Annotated in this window: 23 protein-coding genes; 2 read left to right on the top strand and 21 right to left on the bottom strand. The window is 66.7% G+C overall.

What is annotated here, in order from left to right; genetic code table 11:
• From GF405_04905 to GF405_04810, 20 genes are all read right to left on the bottom strand, one after another.
• Window positions 1-618, bottom strand: a 618-nt coding sequence (locus GF405_04905) for a PCRF domain-containing protein (GenBank protein MBD3367498.1), incomplete at its 3' end; no start/stop codon positions are given.
• Window positions 611-1,708, bottom strand: coding sequence for a DUF1385 domain-containing protein (locus tag GF405_04900; protein MBD3367497.1), 1,098 nt, complete (start codon window positions 1,706-1,708; stop codon window positions 611-613). The genes GF405_04905 and GF405_04900, both read right to left, overlap by 8 nt.
• Entirely contained in the window at window positions 1,705-3,129 is a 1,425-nt protein-coding gene (locus GF405_04895; protein ID MBD3367496.1) for a hypothetical protein, read from the bottom strand. The genes GF405_04900 and GF405_04895 overlap by 4 nt, the downstream gene beginning before the upstream one ends.
• Window positions 3,130-3,140: 11 nt before the next feature.
• The gene (rpmE, locus tag GF405_04890) at window positions 3,141-3,545 is read right to left on the bottom strand and encodes a 50S ribosomal protein L31 (protein ID MBD3367495.1); all 405 of its coding nucleotides are present in this window, start codon (window positions 3,543-3,545) and stop codon (window positions 3,141-3,143) included.
• A 194-nt stretch (window positions 3,546-3,739) separates the two neighbouring features.
• Window positions 3,740-5,221 carry a transcription termination factor Rho gene (gene rho, locus GF405_04885; GenBank protein MBD3367494.1) on the bottom strand — a complete coding sequence of 494 codons (1,482 nt, stop codon included), beginning with the start codon at window positions 5,219-5,221 and terminating at the stop codon, window positions 3,740-3,742.
• A 303-nt stretch (window positions 5,222-5,524) separates the two neighbouring features.
• Window positions 5,525-6,547, bottom strand: coding sequence for a ketol-acid reductoisomerase (gene ilvC, locus GF405_04880; protein ID MBD3367493.1), 1,023 nt, complete (start codon window positions 6,545-6,547; stop codon window positions 5,525-5,527).
• A 108-nt stretch (window positions 6,548-6,655) separates the two neighbouring features.
• A complete protein-coding gene (locus tag GF405_04875; GenBank protein MBD3367492.1) occupies window positions 6,656-7,645 on the bottom strand; it encodes a tetratricopeptide repeat protein in 990 nt (329 codons plus the stop codon).
• Window positions 7,646-7,806: 161 nt separating this feature from the next.
• Entirely contained in the window at window positions 7,807-8,367 is a 561-nt protein-coding gene (locus GF405_04870) for a GNAT family N-acetyltransferase (GenBank protein MBD3367491.1), read from the bottom strand.
• The gene (locus GF405_04865) at window positions 8,364-9,377 is read right to left on the bottom strand and encodes a GNAT family N-acetyltransferase (protein ID MBD3367490.1); all 1,014 of its coding nucleotides are present in this window, start codon (window positions 9,375-9,377) and stop codon (window positions 8,364-8,366) included. The genes GF405_04870 and GF405_04865 overlap by 4 nt, the downstream gene beginning before the upstream one ends.
• Entirely contained in the window at window positions 9,377-10,837 is a 1,461-nt protein-coding gene (locus GF405_04860) for a hypothetical protein (protein ID MBD3367489.1), read from the bottom strand. Before GF405_04860 ends, GF405_04865 begins: the two co-directional genes overlap by 1 nt.
• Window positions 10,838-10,862: 25 nt before the next feature.
• Window positions 10,863-11,528, bottom strand: a complete 666-nt coding sequence (locus GF405_04855; GenBank protein ID MBD3367488.1) for an HD domain-containing protein — start codon at window positions 11,526-11,528, stop codon at window positions 10,863-10,865.
• A gap of 222 nt (window positions 11,529-11,750) precedes the next feature.
• Window positions 11,751-14,219 (bottom strand): primosomal protein N', encoded by a 2,469-nt coding sequence (gene priA, locus GF405_04850; GenBank protein MBD3367487.1) that lies wholly within the window; start codon window positions 14,217-14,219, stop codon window positions 11,751-11,753.
• A gap of 19 nt (window positions 14,220-14,238) precedes the next feature.
• Window positions 14,239-15,252: a tRNA (adenosine(37)-N6)-threonylcarbamoyltransferase complex transferase subunit TsaD gene (tsaD, locus tag GF405_04845; GenBank protein MBD3367486.1), complete on the bottom strand. Its 1,014-nt coding sequence runs from the start codon at window positions 15,250-15,252 to the stop codon at window positions 14,239-14,241.
• A gap of 17 nt (window positions 15,253-15,269) precedes the next feature.
• Window positions 15,270-16,202, bottom strand: a complete 933-nt coding sequence (locus GF405_04840) for a hypothetical protein (GenBank protein MBD3367485.1) — start codon at window positions 16,200-16,202, stop codon at window positions 15,270-15,272.
• Between the two features lie 58 nt (window positions 16,203-16,260).
• The gene (locus GF405_04835; protein ID MBD3367484.1) at window positions 16,261-17,547 is read right to left on the bottom strand and encodes a LysM peptidoglycan-binding domain-containing protein; all 1,287 of its coding nucleotides are present in this window, start codon (window positions 17,545-17,547) and stop codon (window positions 16,261-16,263) included.
• Between the two features lie 94 nt (window positions 17,548-17,641).
• Window positions 17,642-18,991, bottom strand: coding sequence for a hypothetical protein (locus GF405_04830; GenBank protein MBD3367483.1), 1,350 nt, complete (start codon window positions 18,989-18,991; stop codon window positions 17,642-17,644).
• Between the two features lie 2 nt (window positions 18,992-18,993).
• Window positions 18,994-20,310 (bottom strand): hypothetical protein, encoded by a 1,317-nt coding sequence (locus GF405_04825; GenBank protein ID MBD3367482.1) that lies wholly within the window; start codon window positions 20,308-20,310, stop codon window positions 18,994-18,996.
• 221 nt (window positions 20,311-20,531) lie between these two features.
• Complete coding sequence (locus GF405_04820) at window positions 20,532-21,386, bottom strand: sigma-70 family RNA polymerase sigma factor (GenBank protein MBD3367481.1); 855 nt, start codon at window positions 21,384-21,386, stop codon at window positions 20,532-20,534.
• Between the two features lie 143 nt (window positions 21,387-21,529).
• The gene (locus tag GF405_04815; protein ID MBD3367480.1) at window positions 21,530-23,056 is read right to left on the bottom strand and encodes a Do family serine endopeptidase; all 1,527 of its coding nucleotides are present in this window, start codon (window positions 23,054-23,056) and stop codon (window positions 21,530-21,532) included.
• Window positions 23,057-23,145: 89 nt separating this feature from the next.
• Complete coding sequence (locus GF405_04810; protein ID MBD3367479.1) at window positions 23,146-23,496, bottom strand: hypothetical protein; 351 nt, start codon at window positions 23,494-23,496, stop codon at window positions 23,146-23,148.
• Between the two features lie 202 nt (window positions 23,497-23,698).
• Between GF405_04810 and GF405_04805 the strand changes: the two genes are divergently transcribed.
• Window positions 23,699-24,538, top strand: coding sequence for a hypothetical protein (locus tag GF405_04805; GenBank protein ID MBD3367478.1), 840 nt, complete (start codon window positions 23,699-23,701; stop codon window positions 24,536-24,538).
• Here the strand turns inward: GF405_04805 and GF405_04800 are convergent.
• Window positions 24,518-25,426: a PorV/PorQ family protein gene (locus GF405_04800; GenBank protein MBD3367477.1), complete on the bottom strand. Its 909-nt coding sequence runs from the start codon at window positions 25,424-25,426 to the stop codon at window positions 24,518-24,520. The two genes, GF405_04805 and GF405_04800, sit on opposite strands and share 21 nt — an antisense overlap.
• Before the next feature lie 652 nt (window positions 25,427-26,078).
• Between GF405_04800 and GF405_04795 the strand changes: the two genes are divergently transcribed.
• Window positions 26,079-26,702, top strand: a complete 624-nt coding sequence (locus GF405_04795; protein MBD3367476.1) for a hypothetical protein — start codon at window positions 26,079-26,081, stop codon at window positions 26,700-26,702.
• Window positions 26,703-26,709: the final 7 nt, after the last annotated feature.

Raw genomic sequence — 26,709 nt, 5'->3', positions numbered from 1 at the left:
CGGCAGCACGGCGACGGTGGCTGCCGAGGTGTGGATCCGTCCCTGCGACTCGGTGACGGGCACACGCTGAACGCGATGCACCCCGCTCTCGTACTTCATGCGGCTGTATACGTGGCCGCCGATCACCATGAAGATGATCTCTTTGAACCCGCCTGTTCCGGTCGGGTTGGAGTTCATAACGTCGACCTTCCACCCCTGATGCTCTGCGAAGCGGTCGTACATGCGGAAGAGGTCACCGGCGAAGAGGGCCGCCTCCTCCCCGCCCGTCCCGGCGCGTATCTCGACGATCGTGTTCTTCTCGTCGTTCGGGTCTTTCGGAACGAGAAGCACGTGCAGCCTCTCCTCGAGCTTCTCCTCCCGCTCCTCGAGCTCCTCGAGCTCGGCCCGGGCGAACTCCCGGACCTCCTTGTCCTTCGCCTCCTCGATCATCTCCTTCGCGGCGGCCATATCGTCCAGCACGCCCCGGTACTCGTCGTAGGTCGTCACGACCTCCTCGAGTCCGGCGCGCTCCTTCGAGTACTTCTTCAGAAGGTTGTGGTCCTTCAGGACATCGGGGTCGGAGAGCAGCTTGTTGAGCTCCTCGTACCGGGCCTTGAGTGAGTCGAGCTTCTCAAGCATCGGGTTCCTCCACCCTCGCGGCCTCGAGCGCGGCGATCGCCACCTCGACCTGGTCGTCGGAGGGCTCCTTCGTGGTGATGTTCTGAAGCCACACGCCGGGCGCCGAGAGCAGTCTTGCCCACCACGTTCCCGCGCGCTTCGCCGACAGCTTCATGATCTCGTAGGAGATACCCGCGATGACCGGTATCAGAAGCAGCCGCGCCAGCCGGTGCACGATCGTCTGCGGACGGCCGGTCAGCATGAACACGAGGATGCTGACCACCATCACGATGAGCAGGAAGCTCGTGCCGCAGCGCGGGTGCTTCGTCACGTACTTCTTCGCGTTCTCCGGCGTCAGCTCGTCGCCGGCCTCCTCCATGAAGATCGTCTTGTGCTCGGCCCCGTGGTACTCGAAGACGCGCCGCATCTCCTTCCAGAGCGAGATGCTCCAGATGTACGCCAGGAAGAAAGCGACGCGGATGACACCGTCGATCAGGTTGAAAAGAACGCTGCCCTCGAGCCCGGTCCGGACCATGATGAAGTCCGTGAGCACGAGCGGGATGTAGAAGAAGAAGAGCACGCCGAGCGCGAGAGCGAACACCATCGTGCCGGTGAGCGCGGCCGTCGTCTTCCACTGACCGGGCTCCGGGTCGTTCGCGGCGCCGCGCTGATGGTCGTCCGCGCCGGCACCGGCGGTCTCGCCCGTCTCCGCGACGTCGCCCTCCCGCGCCTCGTCCTCCGCCGCCTCCATGGCGACGCCGGCCGAGTAGTTGAGCGACTTCAGGCCCAGCTGCAGCGATTCGATGAGCGTCAGGCCGCCGCGGACGACCGGCAGTCTGAGAAGTCTGTTCTTCCTCGAGAACGAGACGAAGGGCTCCGCGTGTACAGCAATCCCGCCGGAGGGCAGCCGGACCGCCGTGGCGACCTTGGTCGGTCCGCGCATCATCACGCCCTCGATGACCGCCTGTCCGCCGTAGTGGACCTTGCCTCCCGGGGAGGGCTGCTCGCCGAAACCGCTGATCGGCGAATCGTAGGATTCCCCGCGGGCCTCCGGCGTGGCGTGTGTCTGCCGGGCCTCCTTCTTCGGCCCGCTGTCGCCTGGACGCGTCATCGCTCGACCTCCTTCTCGACGAGCGCCGACCCGGCGGTCTGACGGTCGACCGGAATCAGCCGGCCGAGCATAGGATGCACCCGCTCGATCTCGTCCCTGACCGCCCACGCGATCCGGCGGTACGATTCGTGACCCTGGACGCGGGAGCGCAGCCGGCAGAAGATGTACGCTTCCCGCAGGTTCATGCTCATGAGGAAACGGACCCTGTAGGCGAGCGGCACGACGTACTGCGCCGCGGTCCCGTCGACCTCCCGGAGCGCCCGCCAGGCGTCGCGGACACGCTCGAGACCCTCGGTCATGGGAGCCGCCACGCCCGCCTCGCGCGCGTCATCAGGAATCACGTATCCCAGCTCCGCAGTGAGAGGCTGGCGTGTCTGCGTCGCCATGCGATGCCGCTGCACGTCGCGGTACGCGCCGAAATCGCAGGTGATCTCGAAGGTGTAGGTCGTCGCTTCGAGTTCCCTCACCGGGGCCTCATGGTCCCCGACGCCGCGAAGCGCCTCTTCGAGGGCTGCACTCACGCGCTCGCGCGACCAGCCGTCGACGCCGCGCCTCAAGTCGTCGTACGACGAGCCTCCGGCACGGAAGAGAATCGCCCTGAGAACGGCCCGCTCACCGGCCGGGTCGTGCTCCACGAGACGGACCGACGATCCGTCGCCGTTCTCGGTGGACGTCCTCGCGCCGCCGTCGGGAACCAGCTCGCCGACCCTCTCCTCCCAACCGGACAGGTACGGCGAGGGCTCCGTGTAGCGCAGCAGCGTCGGGACCCGCTCGCCGGCGACCCGGGTGAGACCCTCCGCGAGGTCGCGCATTTCCTCGAGCGGATGCGAACCCAGCTTGACCACGGCGTGCCGCAGGCTGCGCGCGTTCACGGTCCAGCCGAGATTCGTCTTGGCGGCCGCCGGCAGCAGCCCTCTGACGGTGTCGCAGGCCTTCCCGCCGGGCGTCACGCCCCGCTCACGCCACGAGGGACATCCGTACTTCTCCTCGGCGAAACGGCGTGCGTCCGGGAGAAGCGCCTCGTAGGTATCGTAGAGGTCCCTGACGGCGGCGCGGTAGATCTCCCCCGCGGCGTCCTCTGAGAAAACGGACGGCGTGTAGTAGTTGTCGGAGGACATGACCTGGTAGCGCGTCGACTTCTCCGTGAACGACGAGAGACGGTTGTCCTCGATGATCTTCGCCCCGAGGATCGAGACGTTCTCGACGGCGATGGAGAGCACCGCGTGCTCGGCGACGGACGAATGTCCGTAGCCGACGACCCATTTCTCGTGAAAGCGGGAGGAGGACTCCTCGGTCAGCTCGCGGGCGATCTCATCGAAGGACTCGGGGGACCGCGACGTCCGGGCGAACGTCACCGCGACGACCTCCGGGGGGAGGTCGTCGAGCGTGTAGATCCGAAGCGGGTTGCCCGTCGTCGCCATGGCCGGTCCCGCTACTTCTTGTCGTCGGCAGTCGCCTCGGCAGCGTCCTCGCCGGCGCCGGCATCGGTCTCCGGCTCCTCGTCGGACCCGGCCTCCGCGGCCGGCTTCTCCTCGGACGGGGCCTCGGCCTTCGCCTCAGGAGCGGGCTTCTCCGCCTTCTCCTGGGCCTTGACCTCAGGAGCGGGCTTCTCCGCCTTCGCCTCCATCTTCGAGGCGTAGTCCTTGCCGTACTTCTTGAGGAAGCGGTCGACGCGGCCGGCGCTGTCGATCAGCTTCTGCTGACCCGTGAAGAACGGGTGGCAGGCCGAGCAGATCTCGACGCTGATCTCCTTCAGCGTCGAGCGCGTCTGGAACTCGTTCCCGCAAACGCACTTCACTGTGGCTACCTGGTAGTCGGGATGGATGTCCTTCTTCATCAGACCTTCTCCTCGTGTCCTCATCATCCGCAGGCCCCGACGACGCATCGCGCTCGTGGAGCCGTGCGGTGGTGTCCGCCAACCTCGGCCGGAGGCGCGGCAAGTGCACCCATCTCCCGGGCGCCGCCTCAGCCGAATCTGAAACGCCCGCGCCCGGAAACTCCGGATGGGCGCGGACGTTGTGTGTCGCCCAGCTAGAGGGCGCTCATCGAGTCCATGAAGTCCTGGTTCGTCTTCGCCTGCCTGAGCTTGTCCAGCAGGAACTCCATCGCTCCCACCGGCGTCTGCTCGCTCAGGAACTTCCGGAGGATCCACAGCCGGTTGATCGTCTCCTGCGGAAGCAGGAGCTCCTCCTTCCTCGTCCCCGACTTCAGAATGTCGATCGAGGGGAAGATCCGCCGGTCCGTGAGCCTCCTGTCCAGCACGAGCTCCATGTTGCCCGTGCCCTTGAACTCCTCGAAGATCACCTCGTCCATGCGCGAACCGGTGTCGATGAGAGCCGTCGCGACGATGGTGAGGCTCCCGGAGTCCTCCGTGTTCCGCGCCGCGCCGAAGAACCGCTTCGGTCGCTGGAGCGCGTTGGAGTCGACGCCGCCCGTCAGGATCTTGCCCGAATGCGGGACGACCGTGTTGTGAGCGCGTGCGAGGCGCGTGATCGAGTCGAGCAGGATGACGACGTCCTTCCCGTGCTCGACGAGGCGCTTGGCCTTCTCGATGACCATGTCGGCCACCTGAACGTGGCGCTCCGGCGGCTCGTCGAACGTCGAGCTGACGACCTCGCCCTTCACCGAGCGGTCCATGTCGGTGACCTCCTCAGGTCTCTCGTCGATCAGGAGGACGATCATGACCACCTCGGGGTGGTTCGTCGTGATGCTGTTGGCGATCTTCTGCAGAATGACGGTCTTGCCGGCTCTGGGCGGCGAGACGATCAGACCGCGCTGTCCCTTGCCGATCGGAGACAGGAGATCGATGACCCTCGTGGTCATGTCGTCCGGGTCGACCTCGAGATTCAGTCGCTCCTGCGGATGCAGCGGCGTCAGGTTCTCGAAGAGGATCTTCTGCTTCGCCTGCTCGGGGTTCTCGTAGTTGACCGCTTCGACGCGCAGCAGCGCGAAGTAGCGCTCGTTCTCCTTCGGCGGCCGGACCTGGCCCGACACGATATCGCCCTTCCGAAGGTCGAAGCGCTTGATCTGCGACGGCGACACGTAGATGTCGTCCGGTCCCGGCAGGTAGTTGTAGTCGGGGGACCGCAGGAACCCGTAGCCGTCCGGCAGGATCTCGAGCACGCCCTCCGAGAAGATGAGCCCGCTCCTCAGGGTCTGCGCCTCAAGGATCCTGAAGATGAGGTCCTGCTTTCGGAGTCCCCCCACGCCCTCGACGCCGAGCTCGGTCCCGTACTGCACGAGGTCCTTGATCGTCCGCTGCTTCAGCTCGCCGATGTTGAGGTTGTCGGGGTTCGACGATGTGGACGATGCCTTTGTCGTGGTGCCGGTCGTGGTCTCGGTCGTCTTCGCGGCGGACGACGCATCGGAGGACGCGCGGGACGTCGAGCGCGTGCTGCGCGACGTGCGTGTGTTCCTGGTACCTCTGCCGTTGCCGTTTCCGGACGAGCGCGTCGACCTGCTGCCGGTCGTGCGCTTCTTCGACGGTGTTCTTCCTTCTGACTTCTCAGCCATCCATTCCACCTCGGAGAGTGGGGCCTGTGGGTTGACGCGTACCGGCACGCTGTCCGGCGGCGTTTCATCGCATACGTGTGGAGCTCGACGCGAAGCTACAATCGATGTCCTTGTGTGAAGGATCGGGCTCTGGTCAGGTGTGCTCCGGATGGGCTACGCGGGAAGCAGTCCGTGGGTCACGTCCAAGCAAGATTCTAGCCGAACCCACTGAGGGTGTCAAGCCGAATAACCCCTCGGACAGCGCCGGAGCACGATCGGATCCCATGAGCTCCGATCGACCGGAGCAGTGAGGTTGACCGCCGGTCACTCATCCGGTTCGTGTTCGTCTCTCCCCGGATGGACGACCGGCGCGACCGCTTCCTCGACGCGCAGCAGCAGACTCTGCCGCGCGCGTTCGAGCGCCTGCTTCGTCTCCCGCCCCTCGCTCGAGACGTCCGCCGCAAGCTCCTCTGCAAAGCGTCCGTTCCGGATCTCCTCGAGCACCTGACGCATGCCGTTCCTGGTCTCCTCACCTATGATGCGGCCACCACGTGTCAGGTCGCCGAAAAGAGCCGTCCTGCTGATGCGGTTCCGCATCCCCGAGACCCCGAACCGCTGCATGAGGTCGGCCGTCAGACCCAGCTCGTAGAGGCACTCCATGTACGCGACCGCCGGATCGTAGCCGGCCTCGACGAGCGTCTCGAAAGCGGCCTCGATCAGCCGGATCACGCCGCCGACGAGCACGGCCTGCTCGGCGAACAGGTCGACCTCCGTCTCCTCGGCCACTCCGGTCTCGAAGAGCCCGACGCGGGCGCACCCGATGGCGGCGCCGTACTCGAGCGCCGTCTGCCGGGCGCGGCCGGTCGCGTCCCGATCGACCGCGTAGGCGGCGGGAAGTCCGGTTCCCGCCTGATACCGCTCCCGGAGGAGGGTGCCCGGGCCCATAGGAGCGACCAGGACGACATCGATCCCGCCGGCGATCTCGAGGCCCCCGAACCGAAGAGCGAACCCGTGAGCTAGAACGAGCGTCGACCCCTCCTCCACGACCGGCTCGACGCTCTCCGCGAAGGCGTGGACGATCTCCTCGTCCGGGATGAGCAGCGCGACGATGTCGGACCCGGCGGCACCGCGGACCGATGTCACGTCGAGCCCCGCTGTCCTCGCTCGGTCGGCCGAGGGGCTGCCCTCTCGCAGACCGACGACGACGTCGACACCCGAATCTCTGAGATTCAGCGCCTGCGCCTCACCCTGGCTGCCGTAGCCGATCACGCCGACGCGCCGCCCGTCGAGGGGCTCTTCGTTCAGATCGCGCTCTGTGACGACTGATCTGGTCTCTGGATGAGGCATCGGCCCTGGAAGCGCGAGTGCGAACGGGTGAGGAGGTGCGGCGGCGCCGCGCACAAGCCCCGAAGGGCCCGCGCGGCGCCGTCGATCATGTGGACAAACGGGGAAGTGCTACTGGTTCTGCTGCTCGAGGAGCATCCGCATCTGCTCGACCTCGAGCATCGCCTCTTCCTCGCGGCCGAGGGTGTTGTAGATCTTCGCGAGGGTGCGGTGGTAGCTGACGTCGTCCTCGATAGCCACGAGACGGTTGAGAGCGCCGATCGCTTCCTCGTAATGCTCGGTCGCGGCCATCTGATCGGTCTCCCAGAGGCTCTCGCCCATCTGGAAGTGCGCGTAGTACGTCATCCGGAGCACGTCCTCGTCCTCCGGGTTCTCAACGAGGTAGTCCTCGTAGTAGTCGATGGCCGTCGCGTAGTCGCGCATCTGGTAGTGCATGTAGCCGATATTGAAGTCGAGTTCCGGGTAGTCCGGCGCGATCTCCTGGATCTGCTCGTAGTAGGAGATCGCCTCCTCGTACTGACTCGCCGAACCGAGGCTGCGCGCCTTGTTGTCGTAGACGGTCAGGAGGTTCTCCTGGATCGTCTCGTTCTCGGGCGCCGACTCATAGGCCATCTCGAAGTACTCGATCGCCTCGTCGTACTCACCGAGAGACTGGTACGCAACACCGAGTCCTGTCAGAGCGTCGGGCTTGCGGGGGTCGATCGTGATGGCCTTCTCGTATTCCTTGATGGCCTCATCGTACTTCGCCGCGTCGACGTACTGCATGCCCTGCTTGTTGTGCTGCTGCCAGTAGTAGCTGATCATGTTCTCGACCTGGGACTCCGCTCCCTCGTCCGGCGCCAGCTCAAGCGCCTGGAAGAGCTCGTCGTGCGCCATCTCCAGCTCGCCGGTCTCGGCGTAAGCGCTGCCGAGATACATGCGAGGCTCCCAGTTGTCGGGCGCGTTCTCGATGGCGAGCGTGAGCTGCTCGATGGCATCTTCGTAGTTCTTGTCGGCGAGATAGACTTTGCCGCTCGTGAACGCCGGGTCCGCGCCGCACCCCGAGAGCGCGACGATCGCGACCAGTGCAATGAGCGCCAGAGCACCCTTCATCAAGGACATTCGAATCCCCCTTCTCGGAGAGTGACAGTCCGGTGCCTTGTGTTACGTATTGCGGGCAGTATACGCGTCGCAAAGCGGCGCTGTCAAGCAATATGACCGCAAACTGCACTATGGCAAGGGGTTACGCCGAGGAAAGGGAACGGCCGCCGCGCCCCCGCGGTTCACTCCGCCGGCGGCTTCGGACCGAGGATGTAGAGGCCGATCGGATCGCCCCACTCACAGCGCCTGATGATGCCCTGGCCGCCGCGGTTGTCCCTGTCGGTGTCGGCGTAGATGATGCGATGCCCCCTGTCGATCAGGGCATTGATCGTGCTGGCGACGCCGTGGTAGCCGAGTCCCTGTCTGCGGTAGTCGGTCGACGTCCAGGACGCCCCGATGATGGCGCTGTCCGGCTCGACCCAGTAGTGCCGGCAGCGGCCGATCCAGGCAATGCCCGCTCCCACGATCATCCGGTCCTTGATCAGGAAGTAGGCGATCCGCCGACCCATGGCGAGCCTGATGAGCGTCTTCAGGAACATGGGCAGGCGGTACTGTCCCTTGACAGCGGGCAGAAGGCGGAGGGCGGCGAGAGGGTTCGCCACCGTGAGGAAGGACACGTCGTCCCGCTCGTCCACCGGCAACGGCTCGCGCCACTCCTTGCGGAAGACCATCTGATAGTCGAATCCGACAGGCACGCCGAGCTCGACCTTCCTCCGTTCGCCCATCGTCGCTCCCTTCGTCATGGCAGCGAGACCCACTCGCCCGTGTGATGGCCGCGCCGCATGTAGCGGTGCGCCTGCCAGGCGATGTAAGCGTGGAGCGCGGGGATCCGCACGTAGCGCATACCCTCTCTGAGCTCTCCGCCCCAGCCCCGGAAGAAGCGCTCGACACCCGGAAGCGAAGAGCCCTCGAAGTCGAAGTCGAGACCCAGGGCATGGGCGTCGTTGATCATCCGCTCGAAGAGCACGAGATTCAATCGGCTCTCTGAGCGAACGTCGCTCCGCATCCCGCCGGCCAGATAGTAGGCCGTCCTTCGGTCGCGGACGACGAGCGTCGAGCAGGCCGGCATCGTGTGTTCATCCCGTACCGTGTAGATCGTCCCCGCCTCACGCGACGCCACCTCGCTCCACCAGGCCACCAGGCGGTCGGAGCCGCCCCGGATGGCGAAGCCCTTGTCGCGCGCAGTCTGCAGGAAGAGGTCGACGACCTCGATCATCGGTGTGCCCGTCTCGACGGCCAGACGCCTCTCATCGGCCTCGGCGTGCGCCTTCCTGAGGTTGCGGCGGTTCATGCTGGACATCCGGGCGGGCCATTCCCCCTCGTCCACGGCGGGTATGACATACGTGTACGTGGGGGACGCTCGGTAGCCGTTCCACAGAAGCGGCAGGGCCGGCGGCGAGCCCGGTCGGACGACGAAATCGTAGATCCCGGCCCGGGGACAGGCCGACATGGCGTCGTTCCACTCGGCGACGAGCTTCGAGTAGGCCGACCCCCGTTCAGAGAGGTCGGGTACTGAGAAGACGGGACCGTTGGCCGGCGTGAACGGCGGGCGGCGAACGGCCGTGACACCGAGATAGCGCCCGGTACTCACGGCGATGCCGGCCTCGAACTCTCCGGCGTCCCGCCGCGCGTAGACCTCGACGGGCGCGCCCCACGCGCGATGCCACCACGCCGTATGGAAGACCGTCCCGCCGTCGGTGGCGTCGACGAACGCGTCCCACGCGTCGTGCTCTCTGCGCTCGAGGCGCTCCATCAGGACGAACCTCCGGCAGACCCGATCTTCAGTCCGGCGACAGCGTATCGCTCGCGCACCGTCTCAGCAAGCTCCTTCCCTGTGCAGAAGCACCCCGGTCCGTCGAGCAGCTCGAAGTAGAGTTCGCCGAGCGACTCGGGATGCAGCGCGTTCGTCAGGCTCGTATCGTGCCAGAGCACGCTGACGCCTCCCCACGTCCAGCGGGACGCCTCTCTCAACACGGCCCGACACCGGTCGAGTCGTTGGTCGGGAGGCGTCGAGACGGCCAGCGCGACGTCCATGACGACGAGCGGCAGCTCCAGGAGCTGAAATGCCCGTTCCCGCTCGAGATCGTACGGCGGGAACGGGAACGCCGCGCCGTGCCGGAAGCCCACGTCCTCGTGGAACCCGGCCGTGGCGTCGTAGAGCGCTCCCGCACGCTCGAGTTCGCGAAAGAGGCCGTCGCCGTCGTACCTGAGCCAATGCTGCCGTCCGCCGACCGGACGGAAGCCGAAGACCCTCAGTCTGTCGTACTCGTCGGCCAGTCGTCCGGGGCCGTCGAGGCTCGTGTAGCTCCCGTGGACCCCGATCTCGGCGCCGGACGAGGCGAGCCCGTCCAGCGCGGCGCGCGTTGCGTCCGACTCGAGGCGATACGTGGGGTCCCTGCCGTGTTCCGCCCTGCAAACGACGGTCCATGTCGAGCGGACCTCTCGCTTCTGCTCGCGTTCACGGAAGCGACGGAGGGCGTTGTGAAGCCAGGTTCGCCCGAGAAACGGCCTTGCGATCGAGGTCCCCGCGCGGAATGCGGTCTCGAGACTGCGCATCCGGAACGCGCCGACGGCCGTGTTCCGGGCCCACCTCGAGAGCGAGGCCCCGGGGTGGTCCGGCAGGAAGTCGATGTCGTGCGTGACTGCCACCCCGAGCGGGGTATCGTCCCAGGGAGAGACCAGGCCGGCGGTCCAGAGCCCACCCGCGGAGCGCGCGATGCGCCGGTCGAGCTCCGTAACGGCCACCGATGCGTAGGGTATGCTCGGCGACAGACCGAAGCGGCGGCTCGGCGCACCCGACATCGGCACCCGGCCGACCGCGTCGCGCTCCGTCGCGGTGCGCTCGCAGGTGCCCGAGAGCCACTCGAAGATCTCGCCGAGCCAGTCGACGCACTCCGGGGGTGCCCCATCCGAGTGAAAGACGGGCATCGCGACGGCCTCTCCATCGGGGGCGTTCACGGCGACGGTGCGCGGCGATCCGGGAGGCTCGGCGGCCGGGCGCGCCGTGTAGGCGGGCTCGAGCCTCACGTCCCCCTGGCGCCGGCAGGGCGCTCCGTAGCAGAGTCTCACGACATCTGACTGACCGGACCGGTCGTCGACGGCCCTGGCGCCCTTGACGGCACAGAAGACGCGGAAGGCGTACGTGAGACGACGCCGCACCACGGGCGCGACGTCGTCGCCGAAGACGAGAGCTATGTTGGGGGATGCGCGCATCGTCACCCCGGATCCGAGACTGCGGCTAGAGCAGTCGGGTTCCGTTCACGACCAGCTCGTAGTGCGTATCGAGGTACTCGGCCGCGCGCCGCGAGACGATCATCCTCGACATGAAGATCTCGAAGTACTCCATGACCTGTGAGATGTCCGTGTCGATCGTCAGGGACAGCCTGGCGACGGCCTCCGCTGGGATGACCTGCAGCTGCGACTTCTGCACAGCGTAGTTCACGCGGTCGTGAATGTCGAACTTGATCATCGAGGGGTTCCTGACACGCGAGCGGTGCACGTCGGCCTTGTCCGCGAGAATCAGTGCCGCGGAGACGTTGCTCACGGGGTCGGCATGCTCCTCGTGGTGGTTCCCGATCGCCGAGATGACCGTCGTGATCTCCTCCATCGGCATGCCGCGATCCCTCAGAAGCTGGTACGCGAGGAACGAGCCGGACTGGGCGTGGTCCTCACGGTTGACGATGTTGCCGAGGTCGTGAAGGTAGCCCGCGATGCCTGCCAGCTCGGGCTCGCGACCGTTCTTCCCGAGCGTCTTGAGGACCTTCTGGGCCGTGCGACCGACCCACTTGCCGTGCCGGATGCCGTGCTCCGTATAGCCGATGATGCCGAGCTGGTCGTTGCACGTGCGCAGCATCTCGGTGATCTCGGCGTCCTTGGTGATCTTGTTGAACGTAACTCCTGCCATTCCGATGACTCCTGTGCTACTGCTGCCGGCCCGGGGGCCGGGGGCCTCGCCTGTTGCCGCGCGGCGCGGGCGAGCGGCCCACTCCGCAGGGCTGATTCGCCCGCGCGGGACCGTGTCCTGCGCGGGGCGTGAGACCCTGGAACAACTTGCGAAAAGTGTGCCTGCCCCTCGCGCGGGGCAGGCATTCTTCAATCTACCCGGCATCGTGGGCGCAGTCAAGTCCTAGAGAAGGTCGACCGGATCGACGTCGACGGCCACGGAGACCGACGATGGGAGCTTCAGGGAGCCGATCTGCCTGAGGGCCGCGGCAACGAGCGCACGAGCTGCGCCTCCCCGCCCGCGGACGAGCACGTGCCAGCGGTACGAGCCCTTGAGCCGCTCGAGCGGCGCCGGCGCGGGACCGAGGACCTCCGGGCGCGGCTCGTCCATCGTGGTCGCGCCGGCATCGAGAAACTCAGCGAGTGTCGCCGCCGCCTGCGTCACCTGCTCGGCCCTTCTGCCGCGCACCAGGATCGACACCAGTCGGCTGAACGGCGGATAGCCGAGCCCCATCCCGCGACGCTCCTCGGACTCACGCTCGTAGAAGGGGGTGAACGACTGGGCGCGCGCCAGCTCGATGGTGTAGTGCTCAGGCCGGTAGGTCTGGACGACGACCCGGCCGCTCTCTCCCCACCGCCCCGTCCTGCCGGCGACCTGGGTCAGCAGCTGAAAGGTCCTCTCCCCTGCGCGGAAGTCGGGCAGATTGAGCCCGACGTCGGCAGCGACGACCCCGACCAGTCCGACGCCGGGGAAGTCGAGCCCCTTCGCTATCATCTGAGTGCCCAGCAGGACATCCGTCCTGCGCTCGGCGAAGGCCCGGAGGATCCTCCAGTGCGCTCCCGGACGGGAGGTGGTGTCCTGGTCCATCCGCTCGGTGACGGCGTCGGGAAAGAGCTCGCGGACCGACCGTTCGACCCGCTGCGTCCCGGGCGCGCCGAACCGCAGATTGGCGCTGCCGCACTCGGGACACGAGGTGGGGGCGCGCGAAGACGTTCCGCAGTAGTGGCACCGCAGCCTGCGGCCCACGGAGTGATACGTCAGCGAAACGTGGCAGTCGCCGCACCGCAGCGTGTGGCCGCAGTCCATGCACTGCAGGAAGGAGGCGTACCCGCGGCGGTTCAGGAAGAGGATGACCTGCCGGCCTTCGTCGATCGTCCGCGCGACCTCGTCTCTGAGCCTGGCCGAGAAGGCGCCCTCGGTATCGACCGGCTGCTCGTGGCGCATGTCGATGAGCTCGACCTCGGGGAGCGGTCCCGCGTCGATGCGGGTCGGCAGCTCCACGAGATCGTACTTGCCCTCGCGGGCGTTCTGGTAGGTCTCCATGCTCGGGGTCGCGGTGCCCAGGACGACGACCGCTTCGTCGAGCTTCGCCCGCATCACGGCGACGTCGCGGGCGTGGTATCGGGGAGACTCTCCCTGTTTGTAGGTCCCCTCGTGTTCCTCGTCGACGACGATGACCCCAAGATCGGGCACCGGAGCGAAGACGGCCGACCTCGGCCCGACCACGATCGGGTATCGTCCCTCGCGGACCGCCCGCCATGTGTCGTAGCGCTGGGTGCGCGTCAGCCCGCTGTGGACGACCGCGACCCGGTCCCCGAACTCCATCCGCAGGCGCTGGACCATCTGGGGCGTCAGGGCGATCTCAGGCACGAGCACGATCGCGCTCCTGCCCTCATCGACCGCAGTCCGGACGGCCTCGCTATAGACGCGCGTCTTGCCGCTCCCTGTCACACCGTGGATGAGCACTACGCCGAAGCGCCGCGCGCTCATGTGCGTCCGTATGAGGCCGAGCGCCTCCGCCTGCTCGGGCTTGAGCGGACCCTCCTCGCGGAGGTCCCACCCCTCGCCTCCCGTCGAGACATCGGGATCGGATCGCTCGGCGCGCTCGACGAGCCCCTTCTCGACGAGGCCGCTCACACTCCCGGTGCCGACGCCGGCCTCCCTGAGCTCGGCCGGCGTGAGTTCAGAGCCGTCCGCGTCAGCGAGGAGTCGGAGCGCCCGGGCCTGCTTGGGCGCCCGCGATGCGAGCCCCTCCCCCCGTTTTCGAGCCTCCTCCGGCGACACCGCCAGCCGGACCACAGCTTGGCGGCCTCCGGCCCTGGTCGAGCCGCGAAGCTCCTCGAAGAGCTCAAGGAGACCAACCCGCACGAGCGCGTCAACGTCGCCGTGCCGGCCCCGTGGGATGCCGGCCAGTCTGAGAGCGTGCATCAGCGAGATGCGATCCCTCTCGACGGCCGCCTCGAGCAGCTTCTGCTGCGTCTCGGGGAGGTCCCGGTCCTCCTCGAGGGCCTGCCTGCCGTCCTCCGTGATGCGAAGCGCCCTGCGGCTCTCGAGGTTGATCCCGGGAGGGAGAGCGGCTCGAAGCACCTCGCCCCACGACGCGAGGTAATAGTCGGCGACCCATCGTGTGAGTTCGAGCATCCGCTCGTCGACAACAGGCCCGATGTCGAGCACGTCGATAATGGGCTTGATGCTCTCGATCTCCGGGTCGCCGGTGTCGCCGACGACGAAGCCCGTCACACGACGGCGCCCGAACGGCACGAGCACGCGCGAACCGAGGACGGCGCGCTCGGCGAGCTCGTCCGGTACCGAGTATGTGAAGGTCCCGCTCACCGGAAGCGGGACCGCTACCTCCACGTACCGAGTGTCCACTGCGTCCGGATACCTCCGTCTAGCCCTCCGGAGTGCGCCTGCTGCGCGAGGCACGGACCGTGAGTCCCGGACCGTCGTCCACACCGTCCTCGAGAAGCCGGTGCCCCACGGCCGCGATGACCGCGCCGTTGTCGGTACAGAGGTTCTTCGGCGGAACGACGATGTGGAACCCGCCCCGCCGGGCCTCCTCGCTCAGGCGGTCCCTCAGCGGCCCGTTGGCCGCGACCCCGCCGCCGAGACCGACCGAGACGGCGTCCCACCGTTCGGCAGCTCGGATCGTCTTCGTCACGAGCGCATCGACGACCGCGGCCTGGAAGCTCGCAAGCAGATCGGAGAGCGCCTGCCCCTCGGGAACCGACCCGAGCTCCTCCACCGTGTACCGCACGGCGGTCTTCAGCCCCGAGAAGCTCATGTCCTGCTCGTCGCGGGACATCATCGCGCGGGGGAAGTCGAACGCGGTCGGGTCGCCGTCCCGGGCGAGCTTCTCGATCGTCGGGCCCGCCGGGTAGCTCAATCCGAGGAGCTTGCCCACCTTGTCGAACGCCTCCCCGGACGCGTCGTCCCTCGTCCTCCCGACGGTGACCATGTCGTTCCACGACGCCACGCGGATGATCTCGGTGTGTCCTCCCGAGGCGACGAGGCACACCATGGGGAGGGACACGTCGGGCTCCGTCAGGCGCACCGATGCGACGTGCCCCTCGATGTGATCGACTCCGACGACGGGGACATCGAGCGCGAACGCCAACGCTTTCGCGAACGACGTTCCCACCAGAAGACACCCGATGAGACCCGGGCGGTTCGTCACCGCGATCCCCTCGAGGTCGTCGTACGTGACGTCGGCCTCCTCGAGCGCACGGCGCACGACGGGGACGATGGCGCGCATGTGCTCGCGCGACGCGTACTCGGGCACGACGCCGCCGTACTCCGAGTGGACCATCTGTGACGCGACAACGCTGGAGCGAACGGTCCCGCCGTCAAGCAGGACCGACGCCGCGGTCTCATCGCACGACGTGTCGATACCAAGGATCAGCATGAGTTCCTATCTCGTCGCTACTGGAGCGTGACGGTGAAGCGCGTCGGGGTCACGGACCGGACCTCGATGCCCTCGGGCAGCGTCAGTTCCGGCACCAGCCGATGCGTACCGCGCGGCAGCCCGCGCGCATCGACGACCGCGCCCACGTCATCCGCCGCGAGACGCGTGACGATGTGCTCCGGTCCCGACAGCTCAAGCGCAAGGACCTCCGGCACGATGGTGACGGAGTCGAATCCCGGTTCGTGCTCGAACGAGACCGGGATGTCCTCGACAACGACCACGGACGTTCCCTCGACCTCGACTACGATGCGCACCTCGCGCGGAACGGCGTCGAGGTTCTGGTCCTCTGCGAATGTGATCTCGCGTGTCGCCTCGACGCGTGCGCGCCTTCCCTCGATCATGAGCGGCGCGGGTGAGACGCTTTCGAGGTCATCGACGACGCGGGCCGGGCCGAAGACGCTCACGGAGTCGGGCACGGTGTTCGGTCGGCCCAGAACGTAGTACCCCTCCGCGAGGTTCCCCTCGATGACCGGCACGACGGGGAGTCTCTTCTCCGCGAGTTCGTCGATCTCGAAGTCCAGCGTCTTCGGCGAGTGGATCTCCGAGACTGAGACGCGCGCGTCGCGCGGCAACACGATGTTGGCCGGCGAGAGCACGACGCGGAACGACCGGTCGGGAACCGCCTCGGCCATGTCGACCACTGCACGAGGATCGCCCCAGAGTCCAAGCCTGAGGAGCTCCGAGTTGTCTCCCGTCAGCACCACCTGGACGGTCTCGACGGGAGGCTCGACGGTCGTCACGCCCTCCGGCATGTCGCGCAGCACGAGCGGGACCTGAAACGTACGGTCAGACACCTGTTCACCCTTGGCGAACATCCAGATGAACAGGCCGATCACGACGGCCGCGATCTTCAGCCCTATGTTGTTCGTGATGATCGGTCGGATTCGCACTGCTCTCCCCGTCTCGCCGGGCCCGTGCCCGGCGTTCTCTGCGGGCCGGATCGCTGCTTCAGGACTTCTCGATCCGGATCACCTGGTCGACGCGGATCGTCGCGTCCTCAGCCAGGTCGTTCGCCTCGCGCAGCTCCTCGACCGTAACGTCGTAGCGGCGCGCGATGCTCCACAGCGTCTCGCCCGGCGCGACGCGATGCGTGCCGTCGTCCGCCAGTGCCGGCGGCGCGTACCGCTCAAAATACGCGTCGATGCCGTCGGCCAGCCTCTCCACGTACTCGCTTCTGTAGTCCGGCCGCTTGAAGCGGGCCACGTCCGCGCTGTTCGTCAGGAACCCCACCTCGACCAGGACCGACGGCATGGCGAGGTTCTTGAGCACCACGAAGCCCGCCTGCTTGACGACCGACTCCGAGGTTCCGTCGCAGGAGAGCCCCCGGGTGATCATCCTCGCCAGATCCGAGCTCTTCGAAACGCTGTCGGTCATCTTGAGGTCGACTAGAATCGAAAGAACATCGGTGTCGGCGTCGGGCGATACACCGCCGACGAGATCGGCGGCGTTCTCCCTGTCCGCGAGCTCCCTCGCGGCCTGGTCGCTCGCGCCCCGCGGCGAGACGAAGAAGACCTCCGTGCCGCAGGCGTTCCGGTTCGGCGCGCTGTTCGCATGGATGCTGATGAAGATGTCGCCGCCGCGCCGGTTCGCGATCTCCTTGCGCTTCGCGAGCCTGACGAAGTAGTCGCCGTCCCGGGTCAGCCGCACCTCATACCGGCCGCGCGTCTCGAGTTCCCGCGCCAGCTGCCTGGCGATGTCGAGAACGAGGTCCTTCTCCTTGATCTCGCCGTTCCCGAGCGTCCCGGGGTCCTCGCCGCCGTGCCCCGGATCGATGATCACGACCCTCTTCGGTCCTGCGCCGCTCGGCGTGACGATGGGCTCGGGCGCCGCGGACTCGCTCTCTCTGAAGACATCGATGACGACGCGGTGCGGCTTGTTCGCGTACGGCTTCAAGGGGAAGACGTTGTACACGGGCGCGTTCCCCAGATCGACAACAAGCTGCACGCCGCCGTCGAGCTGGTTCAGGCGCACGCGTTCAATGAGGCCGTCCTCGACCTCGGTCCTTCTCGAAGCGCTGCCGATGGTGCCGCCGACGATGTAGACGACGACCCTGTCGGGATCGGTCAGCACGCGCGTGGAGTAGCTGGCCTCTCCAGAGAGGTCAGCCACGATGCGGGTGTGGTCCGGCGCCGTCCAGTGTCGAACGGCCGTGAGTTCGACGGCGGATGCCGTCCCGCCCGACATGGTGACAAGAACCGCCACAAGCGCCGTGATGATGCCGACACGCGAAAGCACGTCTTCCTCCCCGGGCTCCCCGCCTCCGGCGGGCTTCGGAGGGGCCGCCCGTCGTCCGGTGGGGGTCGCCGCTCACGTCATGCGGCGGCGTCCGTCAGATGCCGCCGCGTCCCGGTCTTCCGGGCTTCAGCACGACGATGACAGGATCGACGAGGTACCGCTGCGCCGCGTCGAGCACATCATCGGCGTCGACCTCTTCGATGGATCGGATGAGCCGGTCGTGGGCTCCACCGCCGAGCCCCGAGAGTTCGTCCCAGGCGTGCCGCCTGGCGCGCTCGAGATTGCGCTGGCCCCGCATGACGTAGTGACCGACGATCCTGTTGCTTGCCCTCTTCAGCTCACTGGACGATACGGGCTCGTTTCTGAGCGCTTCGACGACCTCGGTCATCAGGTCGAGCGTCCGCTCGGCCCGGACCGGGGTCGCGTAGGCCACGATGCGCCCCTGCTCCAGACGCAGCGGGTAGAAGGCGCCGACGGCGTCCGCTGCGTGCTCACCGTCGGAGGCGAGCCTCGTGTGGAGCCGGGAACCAGTGCCGCCCCCGAGCACCTCGGTCAGCACACGCACGGCGGCGTGGTCCGGGTCGTCAGCTGCGGGAGCGAGAAAACCCAACAGAACACGGCCGTTCTCGACGTCCTTGAAGAGCTCGAACTCGGACGTTCCGGTGCGTTCGACCGGATACGTCGGCTCCCCGGGCGGCCGCCCATAGGGAAGCCCGCCGAACCGCTCGGCGACCATCTCGATGATCTCGTCAGGATCGACGTCTCCAACCACAGAGACAACGACACCCCTTCCCGTGTAGCGCTCGTCGTGGAAGCGCCTGACGTCCGACGGGGTGATCCTCTCAATACCCTCGAGCGTTCCGTTCACGGGCGACCCGTACGGGTGTCCCTCGAAGAGCAGCTCATTGAGCTTCACGAACGACCGCTCGAACGGATCGTCGAGAGCGTGCTCGAGCTGCTTCTGGATGGACACCTGGACCGTGGCGAGATCCTCGGCCGTGAACGAGGGCTCCGTGACGGCAGCCGCCACGAGGTCGAGCGCCTGCTCGAGGTGCTCGTCGACGGCGGAGACATGGACCTCGGCGAGGTCCTCCGTCGTCGACGTCCCGAAGTCGATCCAAGCGCATCCGGAGACGCGGCAGACGTCGGCGTACGACATGGCGGCCGTCGAGTAACCGAGCAGTTCGTTGGTGACGCGCGCCAGCCCCGGGAGCTCGGGTGGATCGTACTTCGAGCCCGCGTCCGCGAGTACGGAGACCGAGACGATGCGGTTCCACGAACCGGACTCGACGACGACCCGCACCCCATTTGGCAGGCGGTCCTGTACGAGGGAGGCCGATGCCGGCGGCGCCGAGACGAAGAACAGCACGAGGGCGGCTACGGCCGTCACCGCGGTCGCTCGGTTGCGCTTGACGAAGCAGCCGGTCCTGCGCACGAGGCCCATTCCTAGTCCTCTTCCCGGGGAACGATGGCGGCGGCGGCCCGGTTTCTCGCCCTCAGATGACGCTCCGCGAGGTCTCTCACGTCCTCCGGGGTGACCTGCTCGAGTCTCTCCATGTACTCACTGTCGAAGCCGGGATGTCCGATGGAGGTCCAGTAACCGATGTCGTGAGCCTGACCCTCGGCGGTCTCCTGGATGAACAGCATCGAGGCCCGAACCGCCTCGACGACCTCGTCGACCTCCTTCTGACCGACGCCGTCCGCCGCGAGCCGCGACACTGCTCCGAGAACGGCGTTCTCAGCGGCGTCGAAGGCCCCGGGCTCGAGTTCGAGCCAGACATAGACCGGGCTCTGCTGGCGCCTCGTGTACCAGCCGACCGAGACGCTCGAGGCAAGTCCGAGTTCCTCGACCAGGACCTTGTGCAGACCCGACCTCTCGCCTCGCCACAGCACGCCCGTCAGGACATCCATCGCCACGCTCTCCGGGTCTCCGATGCCCGGCCCGGGAAACGCCAAAGCTGCGAACGTTCTTCTGTAGTCAGACTTCCGGACGACGCGCACCGGCTCGTCGGGCCACTCGGGCGATCCGGCCGCCGGCTCGGGCGACGGCCTCTTCTCGAGCGACGCGAACCTCGATTCGATGGCATCGGCCGCCGCTGCTGCATCAACGTCGCCGACGAGCACGACGACCATGTTCTCTGCAACGTAATGTGCGACATGCCGCTCGGCCAGATCTTCGGCCGTGATGCCCGCGACCGTCGAGATCGTCCCTGCCGGATCACGCCCGTAGGGGTGGTCGGGCAGCATGTGCTCCATGCAGAGCCGGTACGCCTCCTCGATCGGTCCCTCGCCGCCGGGCGCGGGCTGCTTCGGAAAGCGCTCCCCGGCCTCGGCGAGCCGCTCGTCACTGAACACCGGCTTCGTCAGCCCCTCGTAGAGCACGTCGACGGCCGAATCCAGGTGGCGATTCTCGACGACGATCGAGAAGAGGGCGAAGTCATGCGAGGAGTACGTTCTCATTGTGCCGCCCAGCGACTCGATCGTCGCGCGGATCTCGCCCTCTCCATAACTCTCGGTCTCGTCGAAAACGGTGTGCGCGAGCAGGTAGGCGATGCCGGCTTCCTCGGGTTCCTCGAAGAGCGCCCCGTCGCCGACCCATGCCTGGAGTGCGATTACCGGGGTCGCCCTGTTCTCGCGGGTCACGATCGTCAGGCCGTTGTCCAGGACCCTCGAGACGGACGTCTCCCGAGGCTCCTCGCCGCAGCTTGTGAGCGCGGCCGGAAGCAGGCCTATCAGCAGGATGAAGAGGGCACGTTTCAGCATGTCGAATCCGGTCTCCGGTTGTCCGGGCCCGACGGGACCACCATCGGGAGATACTAGGGAACTGCCGAAACGTGCGTCAAGGCGTTTCGGTGCGACATGCGGGCCGATGACGGCTCCGGCCAAACGAACGCCCACCGAACACTCGAGGAACGGTGGGCGCCCTTGTTCCGCTCTGAAGCAACGCGCCGGCGTTCCGTTCGTTGGACGCCGGCACGCGTCCGTCAGTTGAGATACGATCTCAGCTCGTCGAGGGTCGGCGACTCCCGGAGCTTCCTGAGCGCTTCCTCCTTGATCTGGCGGATGCGCTCGCGGGTCAACCCCATCATCGTCCCGATCTCCTCGAGCGTCTTCTTCTTCTCTCCGGCCAGGCCGAAGTAGTGCCTGAGGATCTTCGCCTCGCGTGCAGTAAGCGCCTCGAGTGCCATGTCGACCTCGCGGTCGAGCGACTCGTAGTGTAGGCTCTGCAGCGCCGGATCCTCGGCGGGATCGGCGACCATGTCAATGAGATCGAGATCCTCGTCGCCGGCGATCGGCGCGTCGAGCGACAGGCTCGTGACGGAGAGCTTCTTGAGCTCCCTGATCTCCCTGACCTTCATCTTCATGGCCTTCGCGAGCTCGGCGTCGGTCGGCTCTCGGCCGTTCTCCTGCCTCATCCGCTCCAGCGTCCGCCACATCCTGCGGATCGCACCGGACTTGTTGAGCGGAAGGCGCATCGCGCCGCTCTGCTCGGCCATGCCCTTGAGGATCGCGTGTCTGATCCACCAGACCGCGTACGTGATGAACTTGCGGCCGCGGTTCGCATCGAACCGCTTGGCCGCCTCGATGAGTCCCAGGTTCCCCTGGTTGATCACATCCATGATGGGCGAACCCGTCTTCCGCGCGTAGCCCTTCGCCACGCTGACAACGAAACGGAGGTTCGCCTTGACAAGCTCATCCCTGGCGGCCTGGTCGCCCTTCAGGATGCGAAGACCGATCTCGTGCTCCTCCTCACGTGTGAGGAGCGGGGTCTGCGCGATCTCCTGGAGGTAGCTCTCCAGGCACTTGTCTTCCTCTGCCGGGCTTCCGTAGTACGTCATGCTCTCACCACCCCTCCCAGGGTTCCGTCTCTTCCGAGACCTCTGAGCGTATGAAGCAGGGGTGTTCTTCGTCGGGGCCTCCCCTTAAGGCCCTGTCCGGTCTCGGGTCCATCTCGCTCGACGGATCCCGTCTCATCCTCCTGCTATTCGGCTTCGGGGCGCACTGCAACGAAGTAGGTGTACTGGCCCCTCCGCACCATGAAGGCGACGGGTTTGGTCCGTCCCTCCATGTCTTCCATGATGCTCCTGTAGTCCTCGAGGTTCTCAACTTCTCTGTCGCCGACGCGCTGGATGACGTCACCGACCTGGATGCCGCCGTCGGCCGCAGGGCTCCCCGCTTCAACGCGGACGACCACCACGCCGTGCTCGGCCTCGACGCCGAGCTCACGAACCATCGGGTGACTGAGCCCCAGCACATCGATCCCGAACCACGCCTCTGGCTCCGGCTCGGCCTCCTCGACCTCGGCCACGTCCTGTCCGGGCCGCTCGTCGAGCCTCGCGGTCAGGCGCCTGCGTCGGCCGTCACGGATGACCGTCATGTCGGTCTTCTCTCCGGGCGCCACGCCGGCGACGACCATACGGAACTGGGAGACCGTCGAGATCTCGGAGCCGTCGAACTCGACGATGACGTCACCCGGCTCGAGCCCCGCCTCGTCCGCGGGCGTCCCATCCTCCACGGAGGCGATCAGAACGCCCTCAATGTCGTCGAGGCCCTGTGCCTCTGCCAGATCCTGCGTGATCTCCTGAGGGAAGACGCCGAGGTACCCGCGGACGACGCGTCCCTCCTGCATCAGCGACTCGGCGACCTGGTACGCCAGATCGATCGGGATGGCGAAGCCGATCCCGTTCGCAGACGGATTGATGGCCGAGTTCACGCCGATGACCTCGCCTCTTATGTTGACCAGCGGTCCGCCGCTGTTTCCGAAGTTGATCGACGCGTCCGTCTGGATGAAGTCCTGGTAGATCGGCGCCCCGCCGCGGATATTCAGGTCGGCGCGCCCGACGGCGCTGATGACACCGACCGTCACCGTGCCCTCGAGCTCCAGGGGGTTCCCGATCGCTATGGCCCAATCACCGACACGGATGGCATCCGAGTCGCCCAGACGGACGCTCGGGAGGTCGTCGCCCTCGATCCTGAGGACGGCGATGTCGGTGCTCGGGTCCTGACCCACGATCTCGGCATCGAACTCGCGGCCGTCGTCGAGCGCGACGACGACCTCGTCGGCGCCGTCGACGACGTGGTTGTTCGTCATGACGTATCCGCTGTCATCGAAGATGAAGCCCGAGGCCGACCCGGGGATCTCGTACTCCCGCTCGGTCCCCTCGTCGCCGAAGTAGTCGCGGTACATCCGCTCTCCGAAGAAGTCGCGGAACATGTCCTGGAATGGGTCGTTTCCTCTGGTGATCGTCCGCTTCGTATCGACGCTGACGACCGCCGGCAGAAGCTCCTCGGCCACCGAGACGAACGGACTCTCGCCGAGGGCGACGGGCGACACCGACAGCTCGGGCGTCCTGGAAGGACCGATGTCCTGCGCCGACGACTCCGGCGCCCAGTCGTAGTTCGCCGTGATCATGACCCCGAGAACGAGCCCTGCCACGATCAGGATCGCACCACCGGCTACCAAACTGGTCCAGCTTCTCATGTCGTCATCTCCTCCGATGTGGGTCATGAAGATCGCCGATCGACAGGCCCCCTATACAGGTTGTCCTCCCGGCAGGCCGGGAGGACCGGTGAGTGCCTGCCTTACTGATTCGACGGTCAGTCCGTGTCGTCCGTTGAATCCGCTGATTCCTCGAGGGCCTTCTGGTCGCGCTCTTCCTTCGCCCTCTCGATCTCCTCTTCCCATTCCGCGATCTTCTGCTGCAGCGTCCGGATCCGCTCGACGGCGTTTCTGATCTCCTCATCGCCCTCGAGCGTGTCCTCCTCGTGCGCCTCGTAGAGCTCGAAGGTCCTTGCGCCGATCCTGGTCATGGCGCGTGCGATGGCGCGATTGAGCCTCAGTATCTCGACACGGGCGCGGCCGATCTGCGTGACTTCCTCGGCCTTATCAGCGGCGTAGACGTAGCCGTCAACGATCGCGTTCTTCACATCATCCCAGAGCGATGCCATTCTGCAACCTCCGCAGACGGTTGACCTTGCTGCGACAGACGGTCGGGGGTATACTCCGTGACCGAGCGCCCCGGACCACCGAACTGGCGCTCATTTCTCGGAAGGTCCTGCCCGACGGCCTTTTGCAGCTCATATCTTGAGATGCAACTGTAGCGTTCCCGTTGCATTCGGTCAAGCCGTTTCGGGCTCCGGAGGAGGTCGCATGACAGCAGAACGGGACCACAGGACCGCAGGGGAGTGCGTGTGGTTCCTGGCCGATGCTCATCTTCTGCCGGAACCCGTGCCCGAGAACCCGGCGACCTTCGGAGGGCGCACCGGGGACCTCCTGTCGCTGCTTCCGGTCCTTTCTGAAAAGGCCTCACATCTCTATCTGGTCGGCGACATCTTCGACTTCTGGTTCGAGTACCTGGCGGGCCCGACGGCAGGACACAACGCGACGCTCGAAGCGATCCGTGCCGTTGCCGCGTCGGGCGTGTCGGTTCACTTCCTCGGCGGTAACCACGATTACTGGGCTGGTGAGGCGTTCGAACGGATGACGGGGGCCGTCGTGCACCGCGCCCCTGTTGATAGGACGCACTGCGGTCGCAGGCTATTCATAGCCCACGGCGACGGGCTGCCCGTCGGAGACCTGCGCTACAAGACGCTCAGAGCGGTGATCAGAAGCGCACCGGCCATCGCGGCCTTCCGCGCGCTTCCGCCCTCTCTGGGAGCCTCGATAGGACGGTGGGCGTCCGGCCTCTCGGAGATCACCGAGGACAGGATCGAGCGCGCGATGCCTCCGATGAAGGCGTTCCTCTTCGACAAGGTGAGCGGTCGCTACGACGCGGCGGTCGTCGGCCATCTCCACCGACCCGCCTGCTGGCGGGCGCCGGGCGGCGAGGCGGTTGTCGTCGGTGACTGGCAGGACACGAGGGCCGTTCTCAGGCTGGACGAGAACGGCTTCCGGCACTTCACGTGGCGTGAAGGTCGCCTGACCCCGCTCGAGCTCAGAGCGAACTGCCGGGGCGATGAGACGTCCGGATCAGAGAGCGAACCCCAGTGAGATGCGGTGCGTGTCGCCGAGGTCGGAGTAGAACGGCACGTACGCGTAGTCGACGCGGAAGTTCCTCACCTTCGCACCGAACCCCGCAGAGATGTTCTGGTTGTCCCACCCGCTTCTGTAGCCCGCTCTGAGGGCGATGAGGTCGTTGTACTCGTACTCGATACCGGCGTGGAGCTTCGTGTCTCCGTCGACCGGGATCACCGCGTCGGCGACCACGAGAACGGTACCGTTCAGAGCCTCGACGGGTGTCGAATAGGCCGCCCCGACCCTGCCGAGGACCGGCAAGTCGAACTCGTCCTCGACGTACTTCATCTGGGCGCCGAGGTTGTGCACGGAGACACCGAGAGCGAGCCCGCTCAGGGCGGGCAACCGGTACTGCGCGCCGGCATCGAAGGCGATGCCGCTCGCGCTCTCGTCGTCGATCTCCGAGTGGAGGTACTTGGCCGAAGCTCCGACGTCCAGGTCGTCGGTCAGCCTCCGCGCGTATGTTCCCGTCAGGGCCATATCGAAGACCCCGAAGTCGCCGAGGGGCTCGCTCGTCGGGCCCTCCCGCCGCTCAAGGTCGTTGACGTAGAGACCGACCACGCCCAGTCCGAAGGCCTGACGCCCGTCGGACTTCACGGCGCCCGCGTACTCATACCGGATCCCCTCGAACCACTCGCTGTGCATGAGGAGGACGTCGATGTTCTCGACCGACACCGAGCCGGCGGGATTCCAGTAGATCGAGGAGGCGTCCCCTCCGACGGCCGCATGGGCGTCGCCCATGCCTATGGCGCGCGCCCCGACGCCGAGCTTGAGGAACGCGAGACCGGTCGTTCCGTCCTCAGCGTGCGCGGTGCCCGCCGCGATGACGATGAGGGCCGCCAGCACAAGAGCCGTGCGCTTCATCGGTACCTCCAGATGCCACGATGTCGCCGTCGAACGAAGATGAAAGAGCGCGGCGGTCGCGGCTCGCCCTCCACCGTTTCCGCCTCGCCTGTCATGTGACGTCACTAGGATGGAGTTTACTCAACGGCGCAGGGCTGCGCAAGGAGGTTGTGCTGATGGCGGCCGCTGCGGGCCACGAGCCCGGCCGCGGGTCACCCGGATACACCCGACGGACAGCGATTCGGCGAGTGCCGGGACGAGGAAAGCCCTGCCCCTTTTCAGAACTCCCTCGCCCGGCCTCACCGCGTCCCGCGCAGGGCGCAAGCGCTCGCCCCCCTTCCATAACAACCCCCGTGCCAGGTCGCGCGTGAGCGCGTCCGAACCTGGTGATCGTGTCCGAAGGTCCTACGGGCTGGGCCGGAGCAGCCCGCAGCCGACGAGGGAACCGGCGTGGGGTGAACTTCTCCCGCCGTGAGGTGTCAACTCCGTGGACAACCGCGTGAATGTCGGAGACAGTTCCCGCGACGCCGTGACGCCGACTGGTCCACGCGCTGGTGGCGTATCAACGAAGAGGCGTGAGGCAGCTCTCGTTGACGCCCCGGCGTCCATGTGAGATACTGTGCATAGGAGGATTTCCCCCCCTCCCACGGTCACTCTCCCGGAGGATACCGTCATGAGACGTCTGTTTGTCCTGCTGGCGATCGCGGGATTGCTCTTCGGCTGCAAGAGCACGACCACGGGCCCCGACGAGGCCGAGGACACCTATACGCTCAGGGACTCCCCCGCGAATGCGCTCGTCAAGCTCAATGAGGCCTATGAGGCGATGGACACCGACGCGTACCTCGACTGCCTCGCTGAGGACTTCGCGTTCCATCTGGCCCAGGTCGACATCGACAACGACGCGTCCCTCCCCGAGTACTGGGGCAGGACGACCGAGCAGACGATCCACCAGAGGATGTTCGGCGACGAGGAGGTGAGCGACCCCTCCCTCGAGGTCGAGCAGATCACCCTGACGCTGACGACCATCACCTGGGGACATGATGTCGGCGCGGACCCGGGTGATCCCATGGACGACCGCTGGACGTATCGTGTCGACACCGACCTCATGGTCTACTTCCCCAACTCGCTCAACCGCCGGGCGGACGCCGTCGTCGAGTTCGTGCTCCGCATCGACCAGGATGATACGGGCCCCGACGGCGAGACGCTCTACGAGATCGTCCGCTGGGAGGACCTGGCCGCCAGTTCAGGGCGCACTGAGGAAACCACGTGGGGCACGCTCAAGGCCATGTACCGCTGAGTGGAGG

Origin of the sequence: Candidatus Effluviviaceae Genus V sp., assembly GCA_014728125.1 — a bacterium.
Lineage (GTDB): Bacteria > Joyebacterota > Joyebacteria > Joyebacterales > Joyebacteraceae > WJMD01.
Note: the sequence above shows the minus strand (reverse complement) of the source record. Positions and strands in the feature narration are given on the sequence as shown.